This is a genomic window from Aeromonas bivalvium, from assembly GCF_046078285.1.
In the GTDB taxonomy this organism is placed as follows: Bacteria; Pseudomonadota; Gammaproteobacteria; order Enterobacterales; family Aeromonadaceae; genus Aeromonas; species Aeromonas bivalvium.
Genome location: NZ_JBGXBV010000008.1, coordinates 58,462 through 76,644, shown reverse-complemented (window position 1 = coordinate 76,644; position 18,183 = coordinate 58,462). Strand labels below are relative to the sequence as shown.

The 18,183-nt window shown below is 66.6% G+C and carries 15 protein-coding genes and 1 pseudogene; 6 read left to right on the top strand and 10 right to left on the bottom strand.

The genetic code is table 11. The features are described from left to right. Nucleotides 1-10: 10 nt before the first annotated feature. Both ACEUCR_RS16400 and ACEUCR_RS16395 read right to left on the bottom strand, forming a co-directional pair. Nucleotides 11-1,279: an O-acetylhomoserine aminocarboxypropyltransferase/cysteine synthase family protein gene (locus tag ACEUCR_RS16400; RefSeq protein ID WP_408791472.1), complete on the bottom strand. Its 1,269-nt coding sequence runs from the start codon at nucleotides 1,277-1,279 to the stop codon at nucleotides 11-13. 150 nt (nucleotides 1,280-1,429) lie between these two features. Next, nucleotides 1,430-1,606, bottom strand: a complete 177-nt coding sequence (locus ACEUCR_RS16395; RefSeq protein WP_408791470.1) for a hypothetical protein — start codon at nucleotides 1,604-1,606, stop codon at nucleotides 1,430-1,432. 100 nt (nucleotides 1,607-1,706) lie between these two features. Between ACEUCR_RS16395 and sgrR the strand changes: the two genes are divergently transcribed. The 4 genes from sgrR (at nucleotide 1,707) to ACEUCR_RS16375 (ending at nucleotide 7,029) form a co-directional block, all read left to right on the top strand. Further along, the gene (sgrR, locus tag ACEUCR_RS16390; RefSeq protein WP_408791468.1) at nucleotides 1,707-3,401 is read left to right on the top strand and encodes an HTH-type transcriptional regulator SgrR; all 1,695 of its coding nucleotides are present in this window, start codon (nucleotides 1,707-1,709) and stop codon (nucleotides 3,399-3,401) included. Between the two features lie 154 nt (nucleotides 3,402-3,555). Next, entirely contained in the window at nucleotides 3,556-5,733 is a 2,178-nt protein-coding gene (gene katG, locus ACEUCR_RS16385) for a catalase/peroxidase HPI (RefSeq protein ID WP_111874328.1), read from the top strand. A 166-nt stretch (nucleotides 5,734-5,899) separates the two neighbouring features. After that, nucleotides 5,900-6,295 carry an acyl-CoA thioesterase gene (locus ACEUCR_RS16380; protein ID WP_042000724.1) on the top strand — a complete coding sequence of 132 codons (396 nt, stop codon included), beginning with the start codon at nucleotides 5,900-5,902 and terminating at the stop codon, nucleotides 6,293-6,295. Between the two features lie 32 nt (nucleotides 6,296-6,327). Beyond that, nucleotides 6,328-7,029, top strand: coding sequence for a hypothetical protein (locus ACEUCR_RS16375; RefSeq protein WP_408791466.1), 702 nt, complete (start codon nucleotides 6,328-6,330; stop codon nucleotides 7,027-7,029). 134 nt (nucleotides 7,030-7,163) lie between these two features. Here the strand turns inward: ACEUCR_RS16375 and ACEUCR_RS16370 are convergent, their stop codons facing one another. Together ACEUCR_RS16370 and ACEUCR_RS16365 are read right to left on the bottom strand one after the other, a co-directional pair. Next, nucleotides 7,164-7,910, bottom strand: a complete 747-nt coding sequence (locus ACEUCR_RS16370; RefSeq protein ID WP_408791465.1) for a lipase secretion chaperone — start codon at nucleotides 7,908-7,910, stop codon at nucleotides 7,164-7,166. Further along, a complete protein-coding gene (locus tag ACEUCR_RS16365; protein ID WP_042000730.1) occupies nucleotides 7,907-8,818 on the bottom strand; it encodes an esterase/lipase family protein in 912 nt (303 codons plus the stop codon). The genes ACEUCR_RS16370 and ACEUCR_RS16365 overlap by 4 nt, the downstream gene beginning before the upstream one ends. 215 nt (nucleotides 8,819-9,033) lie before the next feature. Between ACEUCR_RS16365 and ACEUCR_RS16360 the strand changes: the two genes are divergently transcribed. Continuing rightward, nucleotides 9,034-9,477, top strand: coding sequence for a DUF2753 family protein (locus ACEUCR_RS16360; RefSeq protein WP_254052536.1), 444 nt, complete (start codon nucleotides 9,034-9,036; stop codon nucleotides 9,475-9,477). Nucleotides 9,478-9,504: 27 nt separating this feature from the next. Next, a complete protein-coding gene (locus ACEUCR_RS16355; RefSeq protein ID WP_408791463.1) occupies nucleotides 9,505-10,122 on the top strand; it encodes a superoxide dismutase in 618 nt (205 codons plus the stop codon). A 64-nt stretch (nucleotides 10,123-10,186) separates the two neighbouring features. On the opposite strand, the pseudogene ACEUCR_RS16350 reads toward ACEUCR_RS16355, so the two are convergent. The 6 genes and pseudogenes from ACEUCR_RS16350 to menH all read right to left on the bottom strand — a co-directional run. Continuing rightward, nucleotides 10,187-10,957, bottom strand: a pseudogene (locus ACEUCR_RS16350) (SanA/YdcF family protein); the annotation flags it as partial. A 202-nt stretch (nucleotides 10,958-11,159) separates the two neighbouring features. Further along, nucleotides 11,160-13,904, bottom strand: a complete 2,745-nt coding sequence (locus ACEUCR_RS16345; protein ID WP_408791521.1) for a collagenase — start codon at nucleotides 13,902-13,904, stop codon at nucleotides 11,160-11,162. A 174-nt stretch (nucleotides 13,905-14,078) separates the two neighbouring features. Further along, nucleotides 14,079-15,482, bottom strand: coding sequence for an AMP-binding protein (locus ACEUCR_RS16340; protein ID WP_408747857.1), 1,404 nt, complete (start codon nucleotides 15,480-15,482; stop codon nucleotides 14,079-14,081). After that, on the bottom strand, nucleotides 15,475-16,404 hold the full coding sequence (gene menC / locus ACEUCR_RS16335) for an o-succinylbenzoate synthase (RefSeq protein ID WP_408791462.1): 930 nt from the start codon (nucleotides 16,402-16,404) through the stop codon (nucleotides 15,475-15,477). Before menC ends, ACEUCR_RS16340 begins: the two co-directional genes overlap by 8 nt. After that, nucleotides 16,404-17,264, bottom strand: coding sequence for a 1,4-dihydroxy-2-naphthoyl-CoA synthase (gene menB / locus ACEUCR_RS16330; RefSeq protein ID WP_041997302.1), 861 nt, complete (start codon nucleotides 17,262-17,264; stop codon nucleotides 16,404-16,406). The genes menC and menB overlap by 1 nt, the downstream gene beginning before the upstream one ends. Beyond that, complete coding sequence (gene menH / locus ACEUCR_RS16325; RefSeq protein ID WP_408791460.1) at nucleotides 17,257-18,024, bottom strand: 2-succinyl-6-hydroxy-2,4-cyclohexadiene-1-carboxylate synthase; 768 nt, start codon at nucleotides 18,022-18,024, stop codon at nucleotides 17,257-17,259. The genes menB and menH overlap by 8 nt, the downstream gene beginning before the upstream one ends. Nucleotides 18,025-18,183: the final 159 nt, after the last annotated feature.

The window sequence follows — 18,183 nt, the reverse complement described above, 5'->3', positions numbered from 1 at the left end:
CCGTGCCGACTCAGGCCTCCAGCGCCTGATCCAGATCCGCCAGTATGTCCTCGATGGCTTCTATCCCCACCGACAGCCGGATCATCTCCGGCTTGACCCCGGCCTTGGCCTGCTCGGCTTCGCTCAGCTGGCGGTGGGTGGTGGAGGCGGGGTGGCAGGCCAGGGACTTGGCGTCGCCGATGTTGACCAGCCGCTTGAAGATCTTGAGGGCATCGTAGAAGCGCACCCCCGCCTCATACCCTTCCTTCAGACCGAAGGAGAGGATGGCCGAGGGACGGCCGGCCATGTACTTCTCCGCCAGCGGATAGTGGGGGTGGCTCGGCAGACCGGCGTAGCTGACCCAGGCCACCTTGGGGTGAGCGTCAAGGTGATGGGCCACCCGCAGGGCGTTGTCCACGTGGCGCTCCATGCGCAGGCTGAGCGTCTCCAGCCCCTGCAACAGCAGGAAGGCGTTCATGGGTGCCAGCGCCGCCCCCGTGTTGCGCAGCGGCACGGTGCGCACCCGGCCGATGAAGGCGGCCGGGCCAAAGGCCTCGGTATAGACCACCCCGTGGTAGGAGGGCTCCGGCTGGGTGAGCTGGGGGAAGCGCTCAGGGTGATCCCCCCAGGGGAACTTGCCCGAGTCGACGATGACACCGCCGAGCGAGTTGCCATGACCGCCCACGTACTTGGTCAGGCTGTGCACCACTATGTCGGCGCCGTGCTCTATGGGTTTGCACAAGACAGGGGTGGCGACCGTGTTGTCGACGATGAGCGGCACGCCACGGGCGTGGGCCACCCTGGCGAAGGCCGCCAGATCGACGATGTTGCCCGCCGGGTTGCCGATGCTCTCGCAGTAGACCGCCTTGGTCTTGTCGTCGATGAGGGCGGCGATGGCCTCGGCGCTGTCGTCTTTCGCGAAGCGCACCTCGACCCCGAAGCTCGGCAGCATGTGGGCGAACAGGGTGTAGGTGCCGCCATAGAGCTGGGGAGTGGAGACTATGTTGTCGCCGGCGGCGGTCAGCGCCTGGATGGCGTAGGTGATGGCGGCAGAGCCCGCCGAGACCACCAGACCGGCGATGCCCCCTTCCAGGGCGGCCATCCGCTGTTCCAGCACGTCGTTGGTGGGGTTCATGATGCGGGTGTAGATGTTGCCCGGCACCGCCAGATTGAACAGGTCCGCCCCGTGCTGGGCGCTGTCGAACTCGTAGGCCACCGTCTGATAGATGGGCACGGCCACCGCCTTGGTGGTGGGGTCGTTGGCAAAGCCGTGGTGCAGGGCCAGGGTCGCATCTTTCATCACACACTCCTTGTTGGACGTCGTCGTCATTATGGATGGATAGACGTCCAATCTAGCAGGCCCGGCGCCGATGTAAACCTCCGAGTCCGGCCAAGTGCCGCTGGCTGATGGCGGCGATCCCCCGTCTCTCTTGCCTCACAAGGGGTTCATTCAGAGACGACGGCGATACTCCCTGTCATCTATCTGATCCATGTCCCACTGCATCAGGCGGTTGAGCTGGGCCATGGGATCCTCGATGAGCGGCAGCGGGCGGGACAGGATCCGGCGGAAGTAGCGGCGCATTCCTTGCTGGATCCGGTTCGGTTTGAGGGGGCTGGTCTGGTGCATGATGGTGCTCCTGTGCTGTGGCTCTCATGTTCGTCATCAGTATTGAGCTAAAATGCGGAAGTAAAAACTGATGACTTATAGCAACAGGATTTCCCCTTTTATGCCCAGCAGCCGTCTCTATCAACAATTTCAACGACTCGCCCAGCAGCTTGGCTGTGATGAGCGGGAGGCAAGCCTCGCCGAGGTGGCGGACCTGCTCTGCTGCACCCCGCGCAACGCCCGCCTGCTGCTGCGGCGCATGCAGGATCAGGGCTGGCTCAGCTGGTCGGCGGAGGCAGGACGGGGGCGACGATCCCGCCTCACCCTGCTGGACAATCAGGAGAGCCTGACCCGGCGCCGCCTGAGGGAGCTGCTGCGTCAGGGCCAGCTGGCCCAGGCCATGACCCTGGCGGGGGAGCGGCTGGACCTGCTCACCCCCCTGCTCTACGAGCAGCTCGGCCAGGCGACCCGGGAGGGGCGCCAGATCCTGAGGGTGCCTTACTATCGCCCCTTGCCCAGCCTGCTGCCCAGCGGGCCCCTGCGCCGATCCGAGGTACATCTGGCCCGCCAGATCTTCAATGGCCTCACCCGGCGAAATGAGGAAAATGGGGAAATCGAGGGAGATCTGGCCCACCACTGGGAGGCGCTCTCCCCCTGTCACTGGCGCTTCTATCTGCGCCCTGCGGTGCGCTTTCACCATGGCCGCGAGCTGGGGGTGGAGGATGTGATGGAGAGCCTGGCGGCCCTGGGGACGCGGCCGCTGTTTCGCCACCTGGCGGGGTTTGACAGCCCCTGGCCCCGCACCCTGGATATCCGGCTCGCCAGCCCGGATCCCTGGCTGCCCCACCTGCTGGCGGAGCCGGTGGCCGCCATCCTGCCCCGGGAGCTGGCGGGGGAGGCGGGCTTCGCCCTGCGGCCGGTGGGGACTGGGCCCTACCAGGTGAGTGCCAACGATCCCCTGCAACTGCGGCTGACCGCCTTCGACGACTACTTCGGGCTGCGGGCCCTGCTCGACGAGATCGACATCTGGATGCTGCCGGAGCTGGCGGAGCGACTGGAGAGCCACCTGAGGATCGGCAGCGACACCCCTGAGCTTGGCACCATGCGCGGCGAGTCCGAGCTCGAATCGGGCTGCTACTTCCTGCTGCAGGATGACAGGTCCCCCCGCCTGCAGGATCCGGCCCTGCGCCAGTGGCTGACCCGGCTGCTCAATCCCATCGCCCTGATGGCGCGGGTCGCCCCCGAGCTGCAACGGGGCCTGACCGGCGCAGTCGGTCTGTTGCCCCATTGGCGCGAGCCGCCACTCCCGCACGGCCCCGAGCCAGCCACCCTGCCGACGCGCCTGGTGCTGGCCTGCTTCAACCAGCATCTGGAGTTTGAGGAGTGCGCCAATGCCATGGCCAATCTGCTGGCAGAGCAGGGGATCCGGCTAGAGGTGCGCACCCTGGATTACCGCCGCTGGGTGAGCGGCGCCGACGAAGACGTGGATCTCTGGCTGGGCACCCTCAACCTGGAACATGAGGGGCCGTTTGCCCCCTATGCCTGGCTGCAGGGCACTCCCTTGCTGCAGCAGGCATGGGGCGGGCAGCAGGCGCTCTGGCAGGGGCTGGCACAGTGGCGCGCCAGCGGCGCCGAGCCCGGCCCGCGCGCCCTGCTGGCCGAGGTGCAGCGCCAGGGCTGGTTCGTGCCCCTGTTTCACCACTGGCTGGAGCTGGAGAGCCGGGTCGGGGTGCACGGGGTGCGGATGACGGCCCTCGGCTGGTTCGATTTTCGCAGCGCCTGGCTAAGGCCCGAGTGGGAGAACCCGGCGGCTTGATGACCGGGAGCAGGGGCACAGCGACACCCAATGACGCCCTCGGCTATTGTGCGGGGCATCAAAAGCGGTGAATAGACTCAGGGATCACAGATGGTGTCATTGTCCTGTGCCATGCTGATTCTGGTTATGGAAAGCAGAGCAAGTGAGGAAAACAATGAGCAACAATTCAGAACGTTCCCAAGGAAAATGCCCTGTCATGCACGGAGGGACCACGGCCGCCGAGATGGCGAACATGGAGTGGTGGCCCAAGAGCCTGAATTTCGACATTCTCCACCAGCATGACACCAAGACCAATCCCCTGGGGCAGGACTTCAACTATCGCGAAGCACTCAAGAGCCTGGACGTGGATGCCCTCAAGCAGGATCTGCTGGCCCTGATGACCGACAGCCAGGATTGGTGGCCGGCAGACTGGGGTCACTACGGCGGCCTGATGATCCGCATGGCCTGGCATGCCGCCGGTACCTATCGCATCGCCGATGGCCGTGGCGGTGGCGGCACCGGCAACCAGCGTTTCGCACCGCTCAACTCCTGGCCCGACAACGCCAACCTGGACAAGGCCCGTCGCCTGCTGTGGCCCATCAAGCAGAAATACGGCAACAAGATCAGCTGGGCCGATCTCATCTTGCTGGCCGGTACCCTGGCCTATGAGTCCATGGGGCTCAAGACCTTCGGCTTCGCCTTTGGCCGCGAGGATATCTGGCACCCGGAGAAGGATATCTACTGGGGTGCTGAGAAGGAGTGGCTGGCGCCTACCAACAACCCCAACAGCCGCTACTCCGGGGAGCGGGATCTCGACAATCCGCTGGCGGCGGTGATGATGGGGCTCATCTACGTCAACCCGGAAGGGGTGGACGGCAATCCGGATCCCCTCAAGACCGCCCAGGATATCCGGGTCACCTTCGCCCGCATGGCGATGAACGATGAGGAGACGGTGGCCCTGACCGCCGGCGGCCATACCGTGGGCAAGACCCATGGCAACGGCGATGCCAAGCTGCTGGGCCCCGAACCCGAGGGGGCCGAGATCGAGGATCAGGGGCTCGGCTGGCTCAACAAGACCGGCCGCGGGATTGGCCGCAATACGGTCACCAGCGGCATAGAGGGGGCCTGGACCAGCCATCCGACCCGCTGGGACAACGGCTACTTCGACATGTTGTTCGGCCACGAGTGGACCCTGACCAAGAGCCCGGCCGGGGCCTGGCAGTGGGTTCCCATCGACATCAAGGAGGAGGACAAGCCGGTCGACGTGGAAGACCCGTCGCTCCGCTGCACCCCCATCATGACGGACGCCGACATGGCCATGAAGGTGGACCCCGAGTACCGCAAGATAGCCGAGCGTTTTCGCGACGACCCGGCTTACTTCTCCGATACCTTCGCCCGCGCCTGGTTCAAGCTGACCCACAGGGACATGGGACCCAAGAGCCGCTATCTGGGGCCCTATGTGCCGGCCGAGGATCTGATCTGGCAGGATCCCGTGCCCGCCGGTCGGCGGGACTATGACGTGCAGGCACTCAAGGCGCAGATCCGCGGCTCTGGCCTCTCCATCGGGGAGATGGTCGCCACCGCCTGGGACAGTGCCCGCACCTTCCGTGGCTCGGACATGCGCGGCGGCGCCAACGGCGCCCGCATCCGTCTGGCGCCGCAAAAGGATTGGGAAGGCAATGAGCCGGCCCGGCTGGCCAAGGTGCTCAAGGTGCTCGAGCCCCTGGCTGCCGCCAGTCAGGCCAGCCTGGCGGATGTGATCGTGCTGGCGGGCAACGTGGGCATCGAGCTGGCGGCCAAGGCGGCCGGCGTCGAGCTGACGGTGCCCTTCAGCCCGGGCCGTGGGGATGCCAGCCAGCAGCAGACCGATATCGACTCCTTCGAACCTCTCGAGCCCCTGCACGACGGTTACCGCAACTGGCTCAAAAGGGACTATGTGGTCAGTGCGGAGGAGCTGATGCTGGATCGTACCCAGCTGATGGGGCTGACCGCCCATGAGATGACGGTGCTGGTGGGCGGGATGCGGGTGCTGGGCACCAACCATGGCGGCACCCGGCACGGAGTCTTCACCGACAGGGAAGGGGTCCTGACCAACGACTACTTCGTCAACCTGACCGACATGGGCAACGTCTGGCAGCCCAGCGGCAAGCAGAGCTACGAGGTGCGGGATCGCAAGAGCGGCGCCCTGAAGTGGACGGCGACCCGGATCGATCTGGTGTTCGGATCCAACTCTGTGCTGCGGGCCTACGCCGAGGTCTATGCCCAGCAGGACGGCCAGGAGAAGTTCGTGGCTGACTTCGTTTGCGCCTGGACCAAGGTGATGAACGCGGATCGCTTCGATCTCATCGGCTAAGGTCGTACCCGACGCCCCGCACAGGGTCTGTGCGGGGCGTCTTCTTGTCCGGGCATGGCCTTGGCATGCCTGGCTTGGTCCCTGTCCTTTGGCCCCGCAGATGGGGTAACATCCTGATCCTCTGAAGAGGGTCACGGGCCCCTCACCCACCGACAAGGAGTCAGCCATGCTGGAGATGCAGATCCACCCCCGCTTTCAGGAGACGGATGCCCTGGGGCACATCAACAACACCGTGCCGGCGGTCTGGTTCGAGTCGGCCCGGGATCCCCTGTTTCGTCTCTTCTCCCCTGATCTCGACGTGGGGGACTGGCACCTGATCATCGCGGGCTACGCAGTGCAGTTCAAACGGGAACTCTTCTATGGTCAGCCGGTCACCATCAGGACCTGGGTGAGCCGCATCGGCACCAGCTCCTTCACCCTCTGGCAGGAGGCCTGGCAGGGGGGCGAGCTGGCGGTGACCGGAGAGACCACCCTGATCCATTTCGATTATCAGACCCGTCAGTCCGTTCCCCTTGACGAAGGGCAGCGGGATGGATTGCGGGCCTGGTTGCTCGAGCGTTAATTCAAGGCCCGAGGGCCAATCACAGGATACGTATGCGCAAGATCCTTCTCGCCGGAGCCCTGGGGCTCTGCTCTCTCTCTGCTCTGGCCACTCCCCTGGCACAGCAATTCACCCTGATGGAGAAGGGGGCCGAATATGGCCTCGACACCCGGCTGATGAGCCATGACGGGGTGGATATCCAGGCCTGGGTCGACGGCGTGCCCGTCATCATAGCCGTGCCCATCCGCGACGAGGGGGGCAGGCTGGTCGGCGAGAGCCGTTACTACTTCAAGGGGGGCAAGCTGTTCGGGGTCAAGGAGCCCGCCGCCCAGTTCGCCTTTGACGACAGTGGCAAGCTGACCCAGTGGCTCGACGAGCAGGGCCAGCCGGCGGAGTTCGTCAGCAAGATGAGCATGGCGCAGCGGGAGACCTGGCTCACCCGGCGCGCCGCCGAGCTGAGTGCCTTGTTCGCCCCCAGCCCGGCGGAGCAGAAAGCCGAGCGGGGCGGCGTCAAGCTGAAGGGGGCCGAGCTTGCCCACTGGCTCTGCAACGACAAGCTGATGGCCCTGACCGGCGGCGACAAGGTGACCTTCGATCAGGACAGGCTCAAGACGGGCGCTGAGGGCATGAAGGGGGAGGTCTCCCTGCGCCGGGAGGCGGGGTGGCAGGATCTGAGCCTCAGGTGCGAGGTGCAGGGCACCCGGGTCACTCGCCTCACCTGGCAACCCTTGCCGGGGGCCAACAAGCCGCGCTGAGAGGGAAGACATCATCGACACACACGGGGCCTCAGGGCCCCGTGCTTGTTGCGGCCCTGGCTGCATGGGGCGGCGTCTGATCCGGTGCCACTAGGGAGGCGCCATGACCCGGCGTCGGCGGCCGGGCCTGGGGGCTATTGCGGCTCTGATTGCCCCTGGCGCAGCCGGGTCAGGGCCGCCACCCGGCGCCACTGGCTCTCGGGAAACCAGGTCGCCAGCAGTTGCCGATCCGCCTCGGGGGCAGGATCCCCCTGGGCGGCGAGGGCCGTCAGGTAACCGGCTAGCCGCTGCTCGAACGCCTGCTGGTCCTGAGCCAGCTGCTGCAGACGCCCCTGGGCCTCCGGCCCGACCCGCTCCAGCAGGGCGAGCCGCCGCGCTTCCGGGGGCAGGGCGTCGATCCGTTGCAGATCTCCTATCAGGCGACCGTTGCTCTCCGCCTCCTGGAACCAGTCCGGCTGCTCGGCGAGCCAGAGTGCCAGCGCCTCGCCAAGCTGGGCCTGCTCGGCGGGGGGCGCCTCGGCCAGGGCCTTGCGCCTCAGGGTCCACTGCTCCATCAGCCGCTCCTCGGCAAACAGCCTGGCCTGCTCCTCCGGGGTGAAGGTGAGGCGACGCAGCTGGTCGCGGGCCTCGAACAGCCGGGTCAGGCTGGCGAGATCCGGCGCCCGGGGCAGGGGCAGCCTGGCCTCCTGCTCGAGGAAGTCCCGGTAGCGCGCCAGCAGGGGATCCTTGATGGGCTGGCCGCTGGCGAGGCGCTCCACCAGCTGCTGGCGCAGGGTGGCGCCTTCGGGTTGGGCGTCGGCCGGGTCGTGATCCTGTTGGTACAGGGTGTGACCGAGCAGGGCGAACAGCAGGCCCAGGGCCGTCAGGGCCAGGCCCCTCACAGCCCCATCTCCTTGAGGCGGTTCGCGTGCTGGCGGTAGAGGCTGACCGGATCCGTCTCGAACAGGTGATGGATGCCGAAGGACTGGTTCACTTCGTCCAGATGGTTCATGCGGTAGTGGGTGCCGAGCACCTTGCCGAGGTGGCTGCTGCACACCCCCACCAGGCCGTCATTGGCCTCGCCGAAGAAGGTCCCCGTGAGCACCAGGGCAGGATCCACAGGATCCAGGATGTTGGTCAGGTTGCCGCGCCCGCTCCAGGAGAAGTAGTAGACGCCGTTCTCGGCCTGGAGGGGCCCCTCGCCGCAATGGCGGCTCGGCAGCCCTTCCGGGTAGGCGGCGTTGAAGTTGACGGCCCCCGCGCTGGTGAGGGCGTCCAGGGCGGCGATGGGATCCTGGGGCAGGTCACCGCCCCCCGAGAGCAGGGAGATGACCCCGGACAGGGCCGAGGCGGCCGCCGCCGCGAGGGCCTCCTCGGCCGAGCCCGGGGTGACCCGCATCCGTACCCTGTCCGCTATCTCAGAGCCGAAGTGAACGCCGCCGACACTGGTGGCCGAGGCCACCATGTCGGGGGCGACCGAGGCCACGTAGCGAATGGTGGGGCCGCCGTGGGAGTGGCCGATGAGGTTCACCTTGTCGGCTCCTGTCACCGCCAGCACCTGCTGCACCTGGGCCAGCAGCTGCTCGCCGCGCAGCTCCGAGCTCTGGGTGGCGGAAACCTGGGCCACATAGACGCGGGCGCCATCCCGGCTCAGGGCCTGGGGGATCCCGTAGAAGTAATCCACCCCCAGCAATCTGTCGAAGCCAAACAGGCCATGGACCAGCACTATGGGGTAGCGGGTCTGGGTATAGCCGCTCGCCTGGCCCAGCAGGGGCAGGGTGCAGAGCAGCAGCAACCACCATCTCTTCATATCAGCATCCTTGTTGATAGGGTCATGGGTCACGGCCGGCATCATGCCAGCCTGCACAGCATGGCTGGCGAAGGGGAGCCGGGTTGTGTCTGGGATCACTAAACGACGAGGCGCGCTCGCCGCTCCCCCATATGGGGTTGCCCGGGTCCGCTTGTCTGGGGCGAATTAGTATGAAATGATAATCACTATCATTCAATGTTGGGGCGGGCGAGACGATGGCAAGACAGGATCCCATGGCGCAATGGCGGCACCATACCCGGCTGGCGAATCACCACTTCGCCGAGGGGAACCATCTGGCTGCCCTGCCAGGTTATCGCCAGGCCCTGTTGCTGGCCGAGCAGCAGCTGCTCGACTGGCAGGATGCGGACGAAGTGGTCGCCGCCCTGGTGGTCGCCAGCCACAACCTGGCCGACCTGTTGCTGGCCATGGGGGAGACGGACGATGCCTGCACCTTGCTCTGCCAGGCCCATCAGCAACTGCTGCACCTCTCCGGCTCTCCTCACTGTCGCAGCGAGCTCAGGGCGGCCGCCCGCAACCACAGTCGTCACACCCAGATGGAGTTGCTCGCCTTCCTGCGCAAGCGGGGGCCGAATGCCGCCATCCAGGCCTGTCTCGGACAGTGCGCCTGTCAGGAGCGTGCCGCTCACACCCTTCATTGAATATCCATACATCGCAAGGAGTTGCCTATGAATCATGTCCTGCCCGCCCTGCCCTATGGCTACGATGCACTCGAACCCCATCTGGATGCCCTCACCATGGAGATCCACCACAGCCGCCACCATCAGACCTATGTCAACGGCCTCAACGCCGCCCTGGCGACCGCCCCCGAGTGGGCCGACACGCCTCTGGAGCAGCTGCTTGGCCAGATAGAGAGTCTGCCCGCCAGCCTGCAGGGGGCGGTGCGCAACCACGGCGGCGGCCACGCCAACCACTCCCTGTTCTGGCAGGTGATGAGCCCGCAGGGGGGCGGTCAGCCCCAGGGGGAACTGTTGGCGGCCATGGAGCGGGATCTGGGGGGCGTCGAGGCCTTCACCCAGCTGTTCACCCAGGCGGCCCTGACCCGTTTTGGCAGCGGCTGGGCCTGGCTGGTGGTGACCCCGTCTGGCAAGTTGCAGGTGGAGAGCAGCGCCAACCAGGACAGCCCCCTGATGCAGGGGCTGGTGCCCATCATGGGACTGGACGTGTGGGAGCACGCCTACTACCTCAAGTACCAGAACAAGCGCCCCGACTATATCGCCGCCTTCTACCAGGTGATCGACTGGGAACGGGTGGCGGACAACTACCGCCTGGCCCTGGCCGCCTGAGGCCCGCACAGCAAAAGACCCGCCTCGGCGGGTCTTTTCATGTCAGGGGGCGCCCGTGTCACTCAGCCTGGGTCGCCTGCGCCGCCGAGGGCTGGATCAGCACCTGCTCGCCACTGGCCAGGGGTTCGGTGGGCAGAGGCAGGCAGGGCTGGCTCAGTCCCAGGGTGCTCAGGGGCTGGCAGGGAATGGGCTCGCCTATGTTGACCGGCTGGCCGAGAAACTTGGGGCCCTTGTCGAGGATATAGAGATCGAGCACCCCCATCAGGCGGGCGAACACCTCCCGCACCCGGGTGCGTATGCCCTGATAGGCGCTGGGGTCCTGGGCGTTGAAGCCGACCGCCTCTATGCCGAAATGGCGGGCGATGAAGATGGCGCGCTCGTTGTGAAACGCCTGGGAGACCACGGTGAAGCGTGCCTGGCCGAACACCTCCCTGGCCCGCACTATGGAGTCCAGGGTGCGAAAACCGGCGTAGTCGCTGTAGATGGCCCTGGCCGGGATGCCCGCCTTGATCAGGGCGCGGCGCATCTGGCGCGGTTCGTTGTATTGCAGGGTGGCGTTGTCGCCGGAGACCAGTATGTAGTCCACCTTGCCGTTGTTGTAGAGCTCGGTGGCTGCCCGGATCCGGGTCTGGAAGTAGTAGTTGGTGCCGCCGCCGATCAGGTATTTGGAGGTACCAAGCACCAGGGCGACCCGGTTGTAGGGCACGGCATCGACATCGTCATAGGTGTAGTGACGGCTCTCGGAGACGACCCACTCTCCATAGGCCAGCAACAGGGCGGCGCCGCCCAGCAACAGGCAGAGGCAGATGAGCAGTGTCTTGCGAAGCTTGGTCATGGGCGGTGCGGTGCGGGTCTGAAGTAAGAAAATGACAGGGGGGTATTCTATTACAACTTCCCCTGGCGCGTCAGGTTTGATGCGCCTCCATGGTGTCACTCGGGCACAGGTTGTCGCAGGGCGTGGCCGGCCCTCCTGCCCTCTCAAACGGCGCCATAAGAGAGGGCGGCCATGGCCGCCCTCGGGTGTGGATACCAGCGTCTCAGTGGGAAGAGTCGTTGGCCTTGCACTCGTCGGACTCCTTGTTGGCCTCCCACCAGGGCAGCAGCTCGCGGCCGAGCCACTGCTGGTAGGCCTCGCTGTCATTGGCGATCAGCGTATCCAGCTCGGCCTCGAAGTCGCTCATCGCCTGCTGCCGGTCCGGGCCTCGCAGGGCCCGGGCCATGGCCAGCCAGCTGGCGCCGCGACCGGTTTCGTTCAGGAAGCGGTGCACAGTGTAGGACCAGGAGTAGACCATCTCGCCCCCCTTGTCGTAATCCAGGTGCAGTATGTCGGCCAGGGCAGGTCGTTCGGCCGCCGGGCGACCGGCGACGTTGTCCAGACCGCGGGCGAAGCACTGGCCGTGGGCGACGAACTCCGCCAGCCCTTCCGACCACCAGGTGGTGCGGTTGAGCGGGTAGTGGCCGAAGCTGCCGTACTGGTTGAAGCGGCCGTCCAGGTAGTGGACGTACTCGTGGCGCAGGTTCCACACCTGGAACGCAGGGCGCTTCCACTCTGCCTCGTAGGCGAAGAAGCGGGCCTGGTTGCCGGGGCGAGCCGGATCCCCTTCGATGTAGATACCGCCGTTGTCGGTGGAAACGCCGCCAAACAGGGCGCTGCCGTAGCGTTTCCAGTCGGCGGAGGAGTCGAAGATCACCAGCTCCAGCGCCTCGTTGTGATCGTCCGCCACCGGCTGCCAGCCGGTTTCCATCTGCTGGTGGAACTGCTGCTCTTCGGCCCCCAGCTCGCGGCAGATCCCCTCGGCCTGTTCCATGGTCAGATCCTGGGCCCGCAGGCGCAGGGTCGGCGAGCAGGTGCGCTCGAACGGCAGCACCTCCTCCACCCGGACAGGGGTGCAGAGCCCGGCGAAGTCACCGCTGATGCAGGCTTCGCCGGTGCGATCCGTGTAGGTCAGGTAGTAGGTGGAGAGGGTCAGGGACATGTCTGCCAGCAGATCCTGGCTCTGCTGGCCGCCGGGGATCAGGCCGTGATGACGGATAAGCTCGATGACTGAGCCATCCAGCAGCCTGCGGTAGCCGTCGAGCTCGTCCGGGCGGGTATAGCGGGCGACCCGGTAGAGGCGAGTGTAGGCATCCAGCACGTTGTTGAGCAGGAACAGATCCTTGCCATCCCTTCCTTGCCACAACGCGAGCTCGCTCATGGCGAGGGCGTGCAGCTGCTTGCGCAGTTCGCCATCCTGCTGGCGGAAGTCGTTGGCGAAAGCGTCGCTATGGTCGCTGGCGAAGTCGAGGAAGTTGAGCAGATCGAACAGGCCGGTGGCCCAGGCGTGCTGGCCGTTGATCTCGCTGGCATGGCGGGTGGCGTAGGCTAGCATCTGGTTGAACTGGCCGAGCAGGGTGCCAAAGCGGCTCTGCACTGCCGGGCTCTTGAACTGGCCGTGCAGGGCGATGCTCCAGGCACCGATCACGGAGCCCACCTCATCGGTGGGTTGCTCCGGGAAGAGCAGCGGATGGGCACCCAGCGCGGTCAGCGCCTCGGCCAGCGCCTCGGCGGCGGCCGGGCCGTCCTCCTTGTGCTTGCCGTAGTTGTGGTAGTTGTGGGCACGCACGTATTCCAGCAGCAGCTTCATGGCCGGATGGGCCGGCTGATTGGCCGCCAGCAGGCGCTGGATGCCGCGGGACACCGCCAGCAGCTTGGCATCGTCATGACCATAGTTCTCCTGCCAGACCGGGGCGGGCTGGCCGCTGGCGTCCTGCACTATCCTGGCGGCGTCGGCGTCCAGCAGATCGGTATCGGGCAGATCCGGCTCGGAGCAGGGGCGGCCGTCGGCACGGCGGCAGTCGAGCCGCTCCTCCTTGCTGGCCAGCACCAGGGGGCGATTGAGCACCCGGCTCTCCTGCCACTCGGTTGTCTCCGGCAGGGCCTGCCATTCGCTGCCCCCCACCGGGTATTGATAGCCGGTGTCTTTGAGCACCACCTGCACCTCGCTGCCGGCGGGCAGGGTCTGGCGGCACACCCGGTAGCTGATGGTCTTGTCCCCTTCCTGGCGGGTCTGGGGTTCATCGCACTCCTGCTGTGCCCTGGTTTCATCCAGCTGCCAGCTGTATTGGCGCCAGACGTGCAGCTCGCTCACCTGACGGGCGGCCTGGCTGCCCGCGACCGGTTGCAGGCGGAAGAAGATCTGATCGAGGCGGCCATCCCGCTCGTTGGGGGTCTCCTCCAGCACCTTCAGCTGCTGCCAGTCTTGGGGCCGATATTGCCATGCCTGCTCGGCGCAGCGCCCCTCGCCGTTGAGCTCGCAGCGATCCAGCTCCTGCTCGCTGTGACCCAGGACGATGCGCTCGTGGAGCGGCAGGCTGTCCTGACGCGGCGCGGTCGGGGTGCCCGCCAGCGGCTCCCAGCGGCCCTGCTTCATGCCGTAGCCAAAGTCATAACTGCTGGCCGGGACGACCTTGCCGGCGGGCACCACCTCCTCACAGCTGAGGTAGCGGATCTGCCAGCCCTGCTCGACCCTGAGCCGGGGATCGCCGCACTGCTGCTCGGCCAGGGCCGCCAGATTGGCGTCGCGCCAGTCGAAGCGGCGATACACCCTCAGTTGCTGATAGGGGGCGTCGCTGCTGCGGGCGCCCAGCTCATAGGTCACTTCGGTGAGGTTGTCCCCCAGCTGACGGCTGGATTCCCCCTTGAGTTGGTACGCTTGCCAGTCGGGGGAGTAGTTGGCCAGGGCCGGGGTGGCGAGCAGGCCTAGGGCCGCCAGGAGCAGCAGCCGGATGGAGAGGTGATTCATCATGATCCCTTTGGTGGAAAGTGGGCGTGGGGGGACCAGGCAGGGTATTGGGTTCCAAAAGAATATCAAGGTGTCGGGTGGCGCCTTCAAATCCTGTATTCGGGAGGCAACAATGAAAAGCAGCCCCAAAAGGGGCTGTATTGATAGCAAGGACTCAGCCCCATATGGGGGGCATCACTCCGCTTGCCGCAGGCTCTGGGCCAGCAGGGTGCGGGAGGGCTTAAGGTTGCCGCCGAGATCCGGCCAGGGCAGCCAGCGATCCGGCACCATAAAGCCGGGCAGGGCGGCTCTGATCCAGCTTGCCAGCTCGGCATGGGGCACGGGCTCGCCGTGCCAGTCGATGAAGGCGGCGGGCCTCTGTCCCCACTCTTCGCTCGGCACCGGCACCACCAGGGCCTGGGCCACGGCGCCGTGGTCCACCAGCCGCTGCTCTATGGTCTCGGGCTGGATGTTCTCCCCTCCCGAGATGAAGAGGTTGTCGAGCCGCCCCTCCACCACCAGCTCGCCGTCCGGGGTGAGATGACCCTTGTCCCGGGTGTGGAACCAGCCCTCTTCATCCAGCGGCAGCACCAGATCCCCGGCCTGGAAATAGCCGGCAAACAGGGTATCGCCACGCACGCAGATCTCCCCCTGGCGGATGCACACCTCCCGTCCGGGCAGGGGCCTGCCCACCACACCGGCACCGGCAGGCTGACCGGTGCAGACCTGGCTGCCCATCTCGGAGAGGCCGTAGCTCACCTTGGGCACCAGCCCCATGGCGGCCAGCCGGTTGACCAGGGGGCCGGGGATGGCGGCGCCGCCGAGCAGCAGCTCCCGCACCCGGGTGCGACCGGGATCGAACCCTTGCGCCAGCAGGCGCCAGAGCTGGGTCGGTACCAGGGAGAGGTGGGTGATGGACTGGCATTCGAGCCGCGTCTTGAGGGGCTGGCTGCGATCGTCCAGCACCAGGGCGGCCCCCGCCAGAAAGACCCGGAACAGGATGGCGTAGCCGCCGACGTGAAACAGCGGCAGGGAGAGCAGCCAGCCATCCCCGGGGGCCAGAGGAATGCGGCTGGCCGAGCCCCGAGCCGAGGCGAAGTGGTTGGCGAGGCGATGCACCACGGCTTTGGGGGCGCCGCTGGAGCCCGAGGTGAGGATCATGTTGTTCGGCTGGTCTGGTGCCAGCGGGCACTCCCCTTCGGCGGCCAGCTCACCCGTGAAGTCGAGGCTGAGGGCTTGCCAGTCGCCCGCCGGGATCGCCCCCGCCGACCAGAAGGCGGCCACGGCGAGTTGCCGCGCCAGTTCGGCCTGTCTGGGGAGGGGGAAGGCGGGATTGAGGGGGCAGAAGACCAGGCCGCTGCGCACGCAGGCCCAGGCCAGCAGCACATCCTCCAGGGCGCCGCGCACCACGGCGGCCAGCCGGTCGCCGGCCTGCAAACCCGCCAGATCGAGCTGCTTGCACAGGGCGTTGAGCCGGGTATCGAGCCTGCCATAGTCGAGGGGTTGCTCGCCCAGAAGGGCGATGCGCTCGGGCGCCGTCTGTGCCCAGTGACGCACCGGGCAACGCAGGGCCAGGGGGAGGGGGGCTGGGTCAGTCACTCAGGTAGAGGGTCTCCAGGCAGGCGGGGTCGGGCTGGCCATCGGCGCCGAGCAGATCGCTCGCCAGCCAGCGGCGGGTGTCCAGGCCCGGTGCCTGATCCGGCGCCCATTCGCCTGCCAGATGGAACAGCTGGTTCAGGCCGACACCGGACTCGAAGCAGGAGGAGACGATCACCTTGAGCCGTAATGCGCGGGCCCTTGCCACCAGGGCCTCGCAGTGGGCCAGGGAGCCGAGCAGGGTGGGTTTTAGCACCAGGGCCTTCAGCTGGGGTATGGGTTGCCAGGGCTTGCCCTGGGCCAGCAGTTCGTCGATGGCCACCGGCATGCCGGTGCGCTCGGCCACGAAGGCAATGTCATCGAAGTCTGCACACAGATCTTCCAGGTATTCGATCCGGTTCGCCTCCAGGTGGCCGCAGAAGGTCCAGGCCTCCTCCCGGGTCCAGCCCTGGTTGGCGTCCAGCACCAGCTTGAGGTTGGGCAGGCGATCGCACAGCAGGCGGATCAGCGCCAGCTCGTCGCGCATGGGGTAGCGGGCCACCTTCAGCTTGGCCTTGTCCGGGGTGTGGTGCAGCCAGTTCTTCCAGTGCTTGAGCAGCTCCTGGGGCGCACCCTGAATGAGGGGATAGGGTTCGGGCAGGGGGGCCGTCTGCACGGGCCAGACCCGGCGCGCGCAATCGAAGCCAAACTGCACCGAGGGAAGCGCAGGGGCCGGGGTCTGTCCCTTGGCCAGCTGCGCCAGGCAGGCCAGGCTCTCGCTCTTCGCCTCGGCCAGACTCTCGCGGGAGAAGCCGGGCAGGGGGGCTATCTCCCCCCAGCCGTCATCGATGCGCACCAGCAGGCCCTCGCGCGCCACCTCCACCTTGCCGTGAAAGGTCAGGGGCTGGGTAAAGGGTAGCTGGTAGCGGTAGAGGGCGAGTGTCATCAGGGGTTCCGCTTGTATTTGGAGAAGTCGGGGCGACGCTTCTCGTTGAAGGCGTTGCGCCCTTCCTGACCCTCTTCGGTCATGTAGAACAGCATGGTGGCATTGCCCGCCAGCTCCTGAAGACCGGCCTGGCCGTCGCAGTCGGCGTTCAGCGCCGCCTTCAGGCAGCGCAGGGCCATGGGGCTGTTTTGCAGCATCTCCCGGCACCAGCGCACGGTTTCCCGCTCCAGCTCCGCCAGGGGCACGACGGTATTGACCAGTCCCATGTCGAGGGCTTGATTCGCGTCGTACATGCGGCACAGGAACCAGATCTCCCGAGCCTTCTTCTGGCCGACGATGCGGGCCATGTAGGAGGCGCCCCAGCCGCCGTCGAAGGAGCCGACTTTCGGGCCAGTCTGGCCGAACTGGGCGTTGTCGGCGGCGATGGTGAGGTCACACATCATGTGCAGCACATGGCCGCCGCCGACCGCATAGCCAGCCACCATGGCCACCACGGGTTTGGGGCAGGTGCGGATGTCGCGCTGGAAGTCGAGCACGTTGAGGTGATGGGTCCCTTCATCGTCCTGGTAGCCACCGTAGTCGCCACGGATCTTCTGGTCGCCGCCGGCGCAGAAGGCCTTCTCGCCAAACCCTGTGAGTATGATGGTGCCCACCTGGTCGTCGTAGCGGGCATCGGCCAGGGCCTGCAACATCTCTTTCACGGTGCGGGGGCGGAAGGCGTTGCGTACCTGGGGGCGGTTGATGGTGATCTTGGCAATGCCATCCAGGGACTTGTGATAGAGGATATCCTCGTAGCCGGCGGAGCAATCCTGCCACTCGACTGGTGCGTACAGTTCCGCTTCCGTCATTGCTTCAATCATGGGTCTTCTCTTCTGGTTGGTGAGCCCACTCCCGCAGGAGCCGGGCAAACTGCTCGGGCTGGCTGGCGTGCAGATTATGGCCGCCATCCAGGGTCAAGTGATTGATATTGCAGCCTTGCTTCACCAACTGGCAAGCGAGGCCATGGAATTTGTGATCCCGGCTGCCGGAGATCCAGCGTACCGGCAGCCGGGTATCCCGGAGCCAGGGGGCCAGGCTCGGCTGCCGCCCCAGGGAGGTGGCCCTCAGCATGGCGGCGATGGCCGGGCCCTCGTTGCCAAGGCGGCGGGCGATCTGGCGGGCGCGGGCGTCGTCGCCCAGATCGGCGAACACCGGCTGGCGATACCAGTCTGCCAGGACCTGAGCCAGGGGCCCCTGCTCGAAGCGCCGGGCCCAGGCTTCGTCGTGGGCGAGACGGGCCGGGCGCTCGGCCACCGGCAGTCCCGGGTGGCAGTTCTCCAGCAAGAGCCCCTGCAAGCCGGCGGGAGACTGGCTGGCGTGATGGAGGGCGAGCCGGCCCCCCAGGGAATAGCCCGCCAGCCGGTAGTGCGCAATCCCCCGCGCGGCCAGCTCGCCGCAGAGCCAGTCATGGGCCTCGTCAAAGCCGTTCACCCGCAACCCCTTGTTGCGGCCGTGGCCCGGCAGATCCAGGGCATGGCACTGGACACCCGGCAGGGCCTGGATGACCGGCTGCCAGTCATCGGCATCCCCCAGCAGGCCGTGCAGCAACACGAGGTGGGGCCGGGCATTGTCAGTGGCCACGAATGCTGTCTCCCAGCGCCTTGAGATCCTCGGCGACTTCATGGTTGCCAGGCACCTTGATGGCCACTGCAGACTCGAGTGTCGACTCAGTGGCCACGAATGCAGTCCCCCAGCGCCTTGAGATCCTCGGCGACTTCATGGTTGCCAGGCACCTTGGTG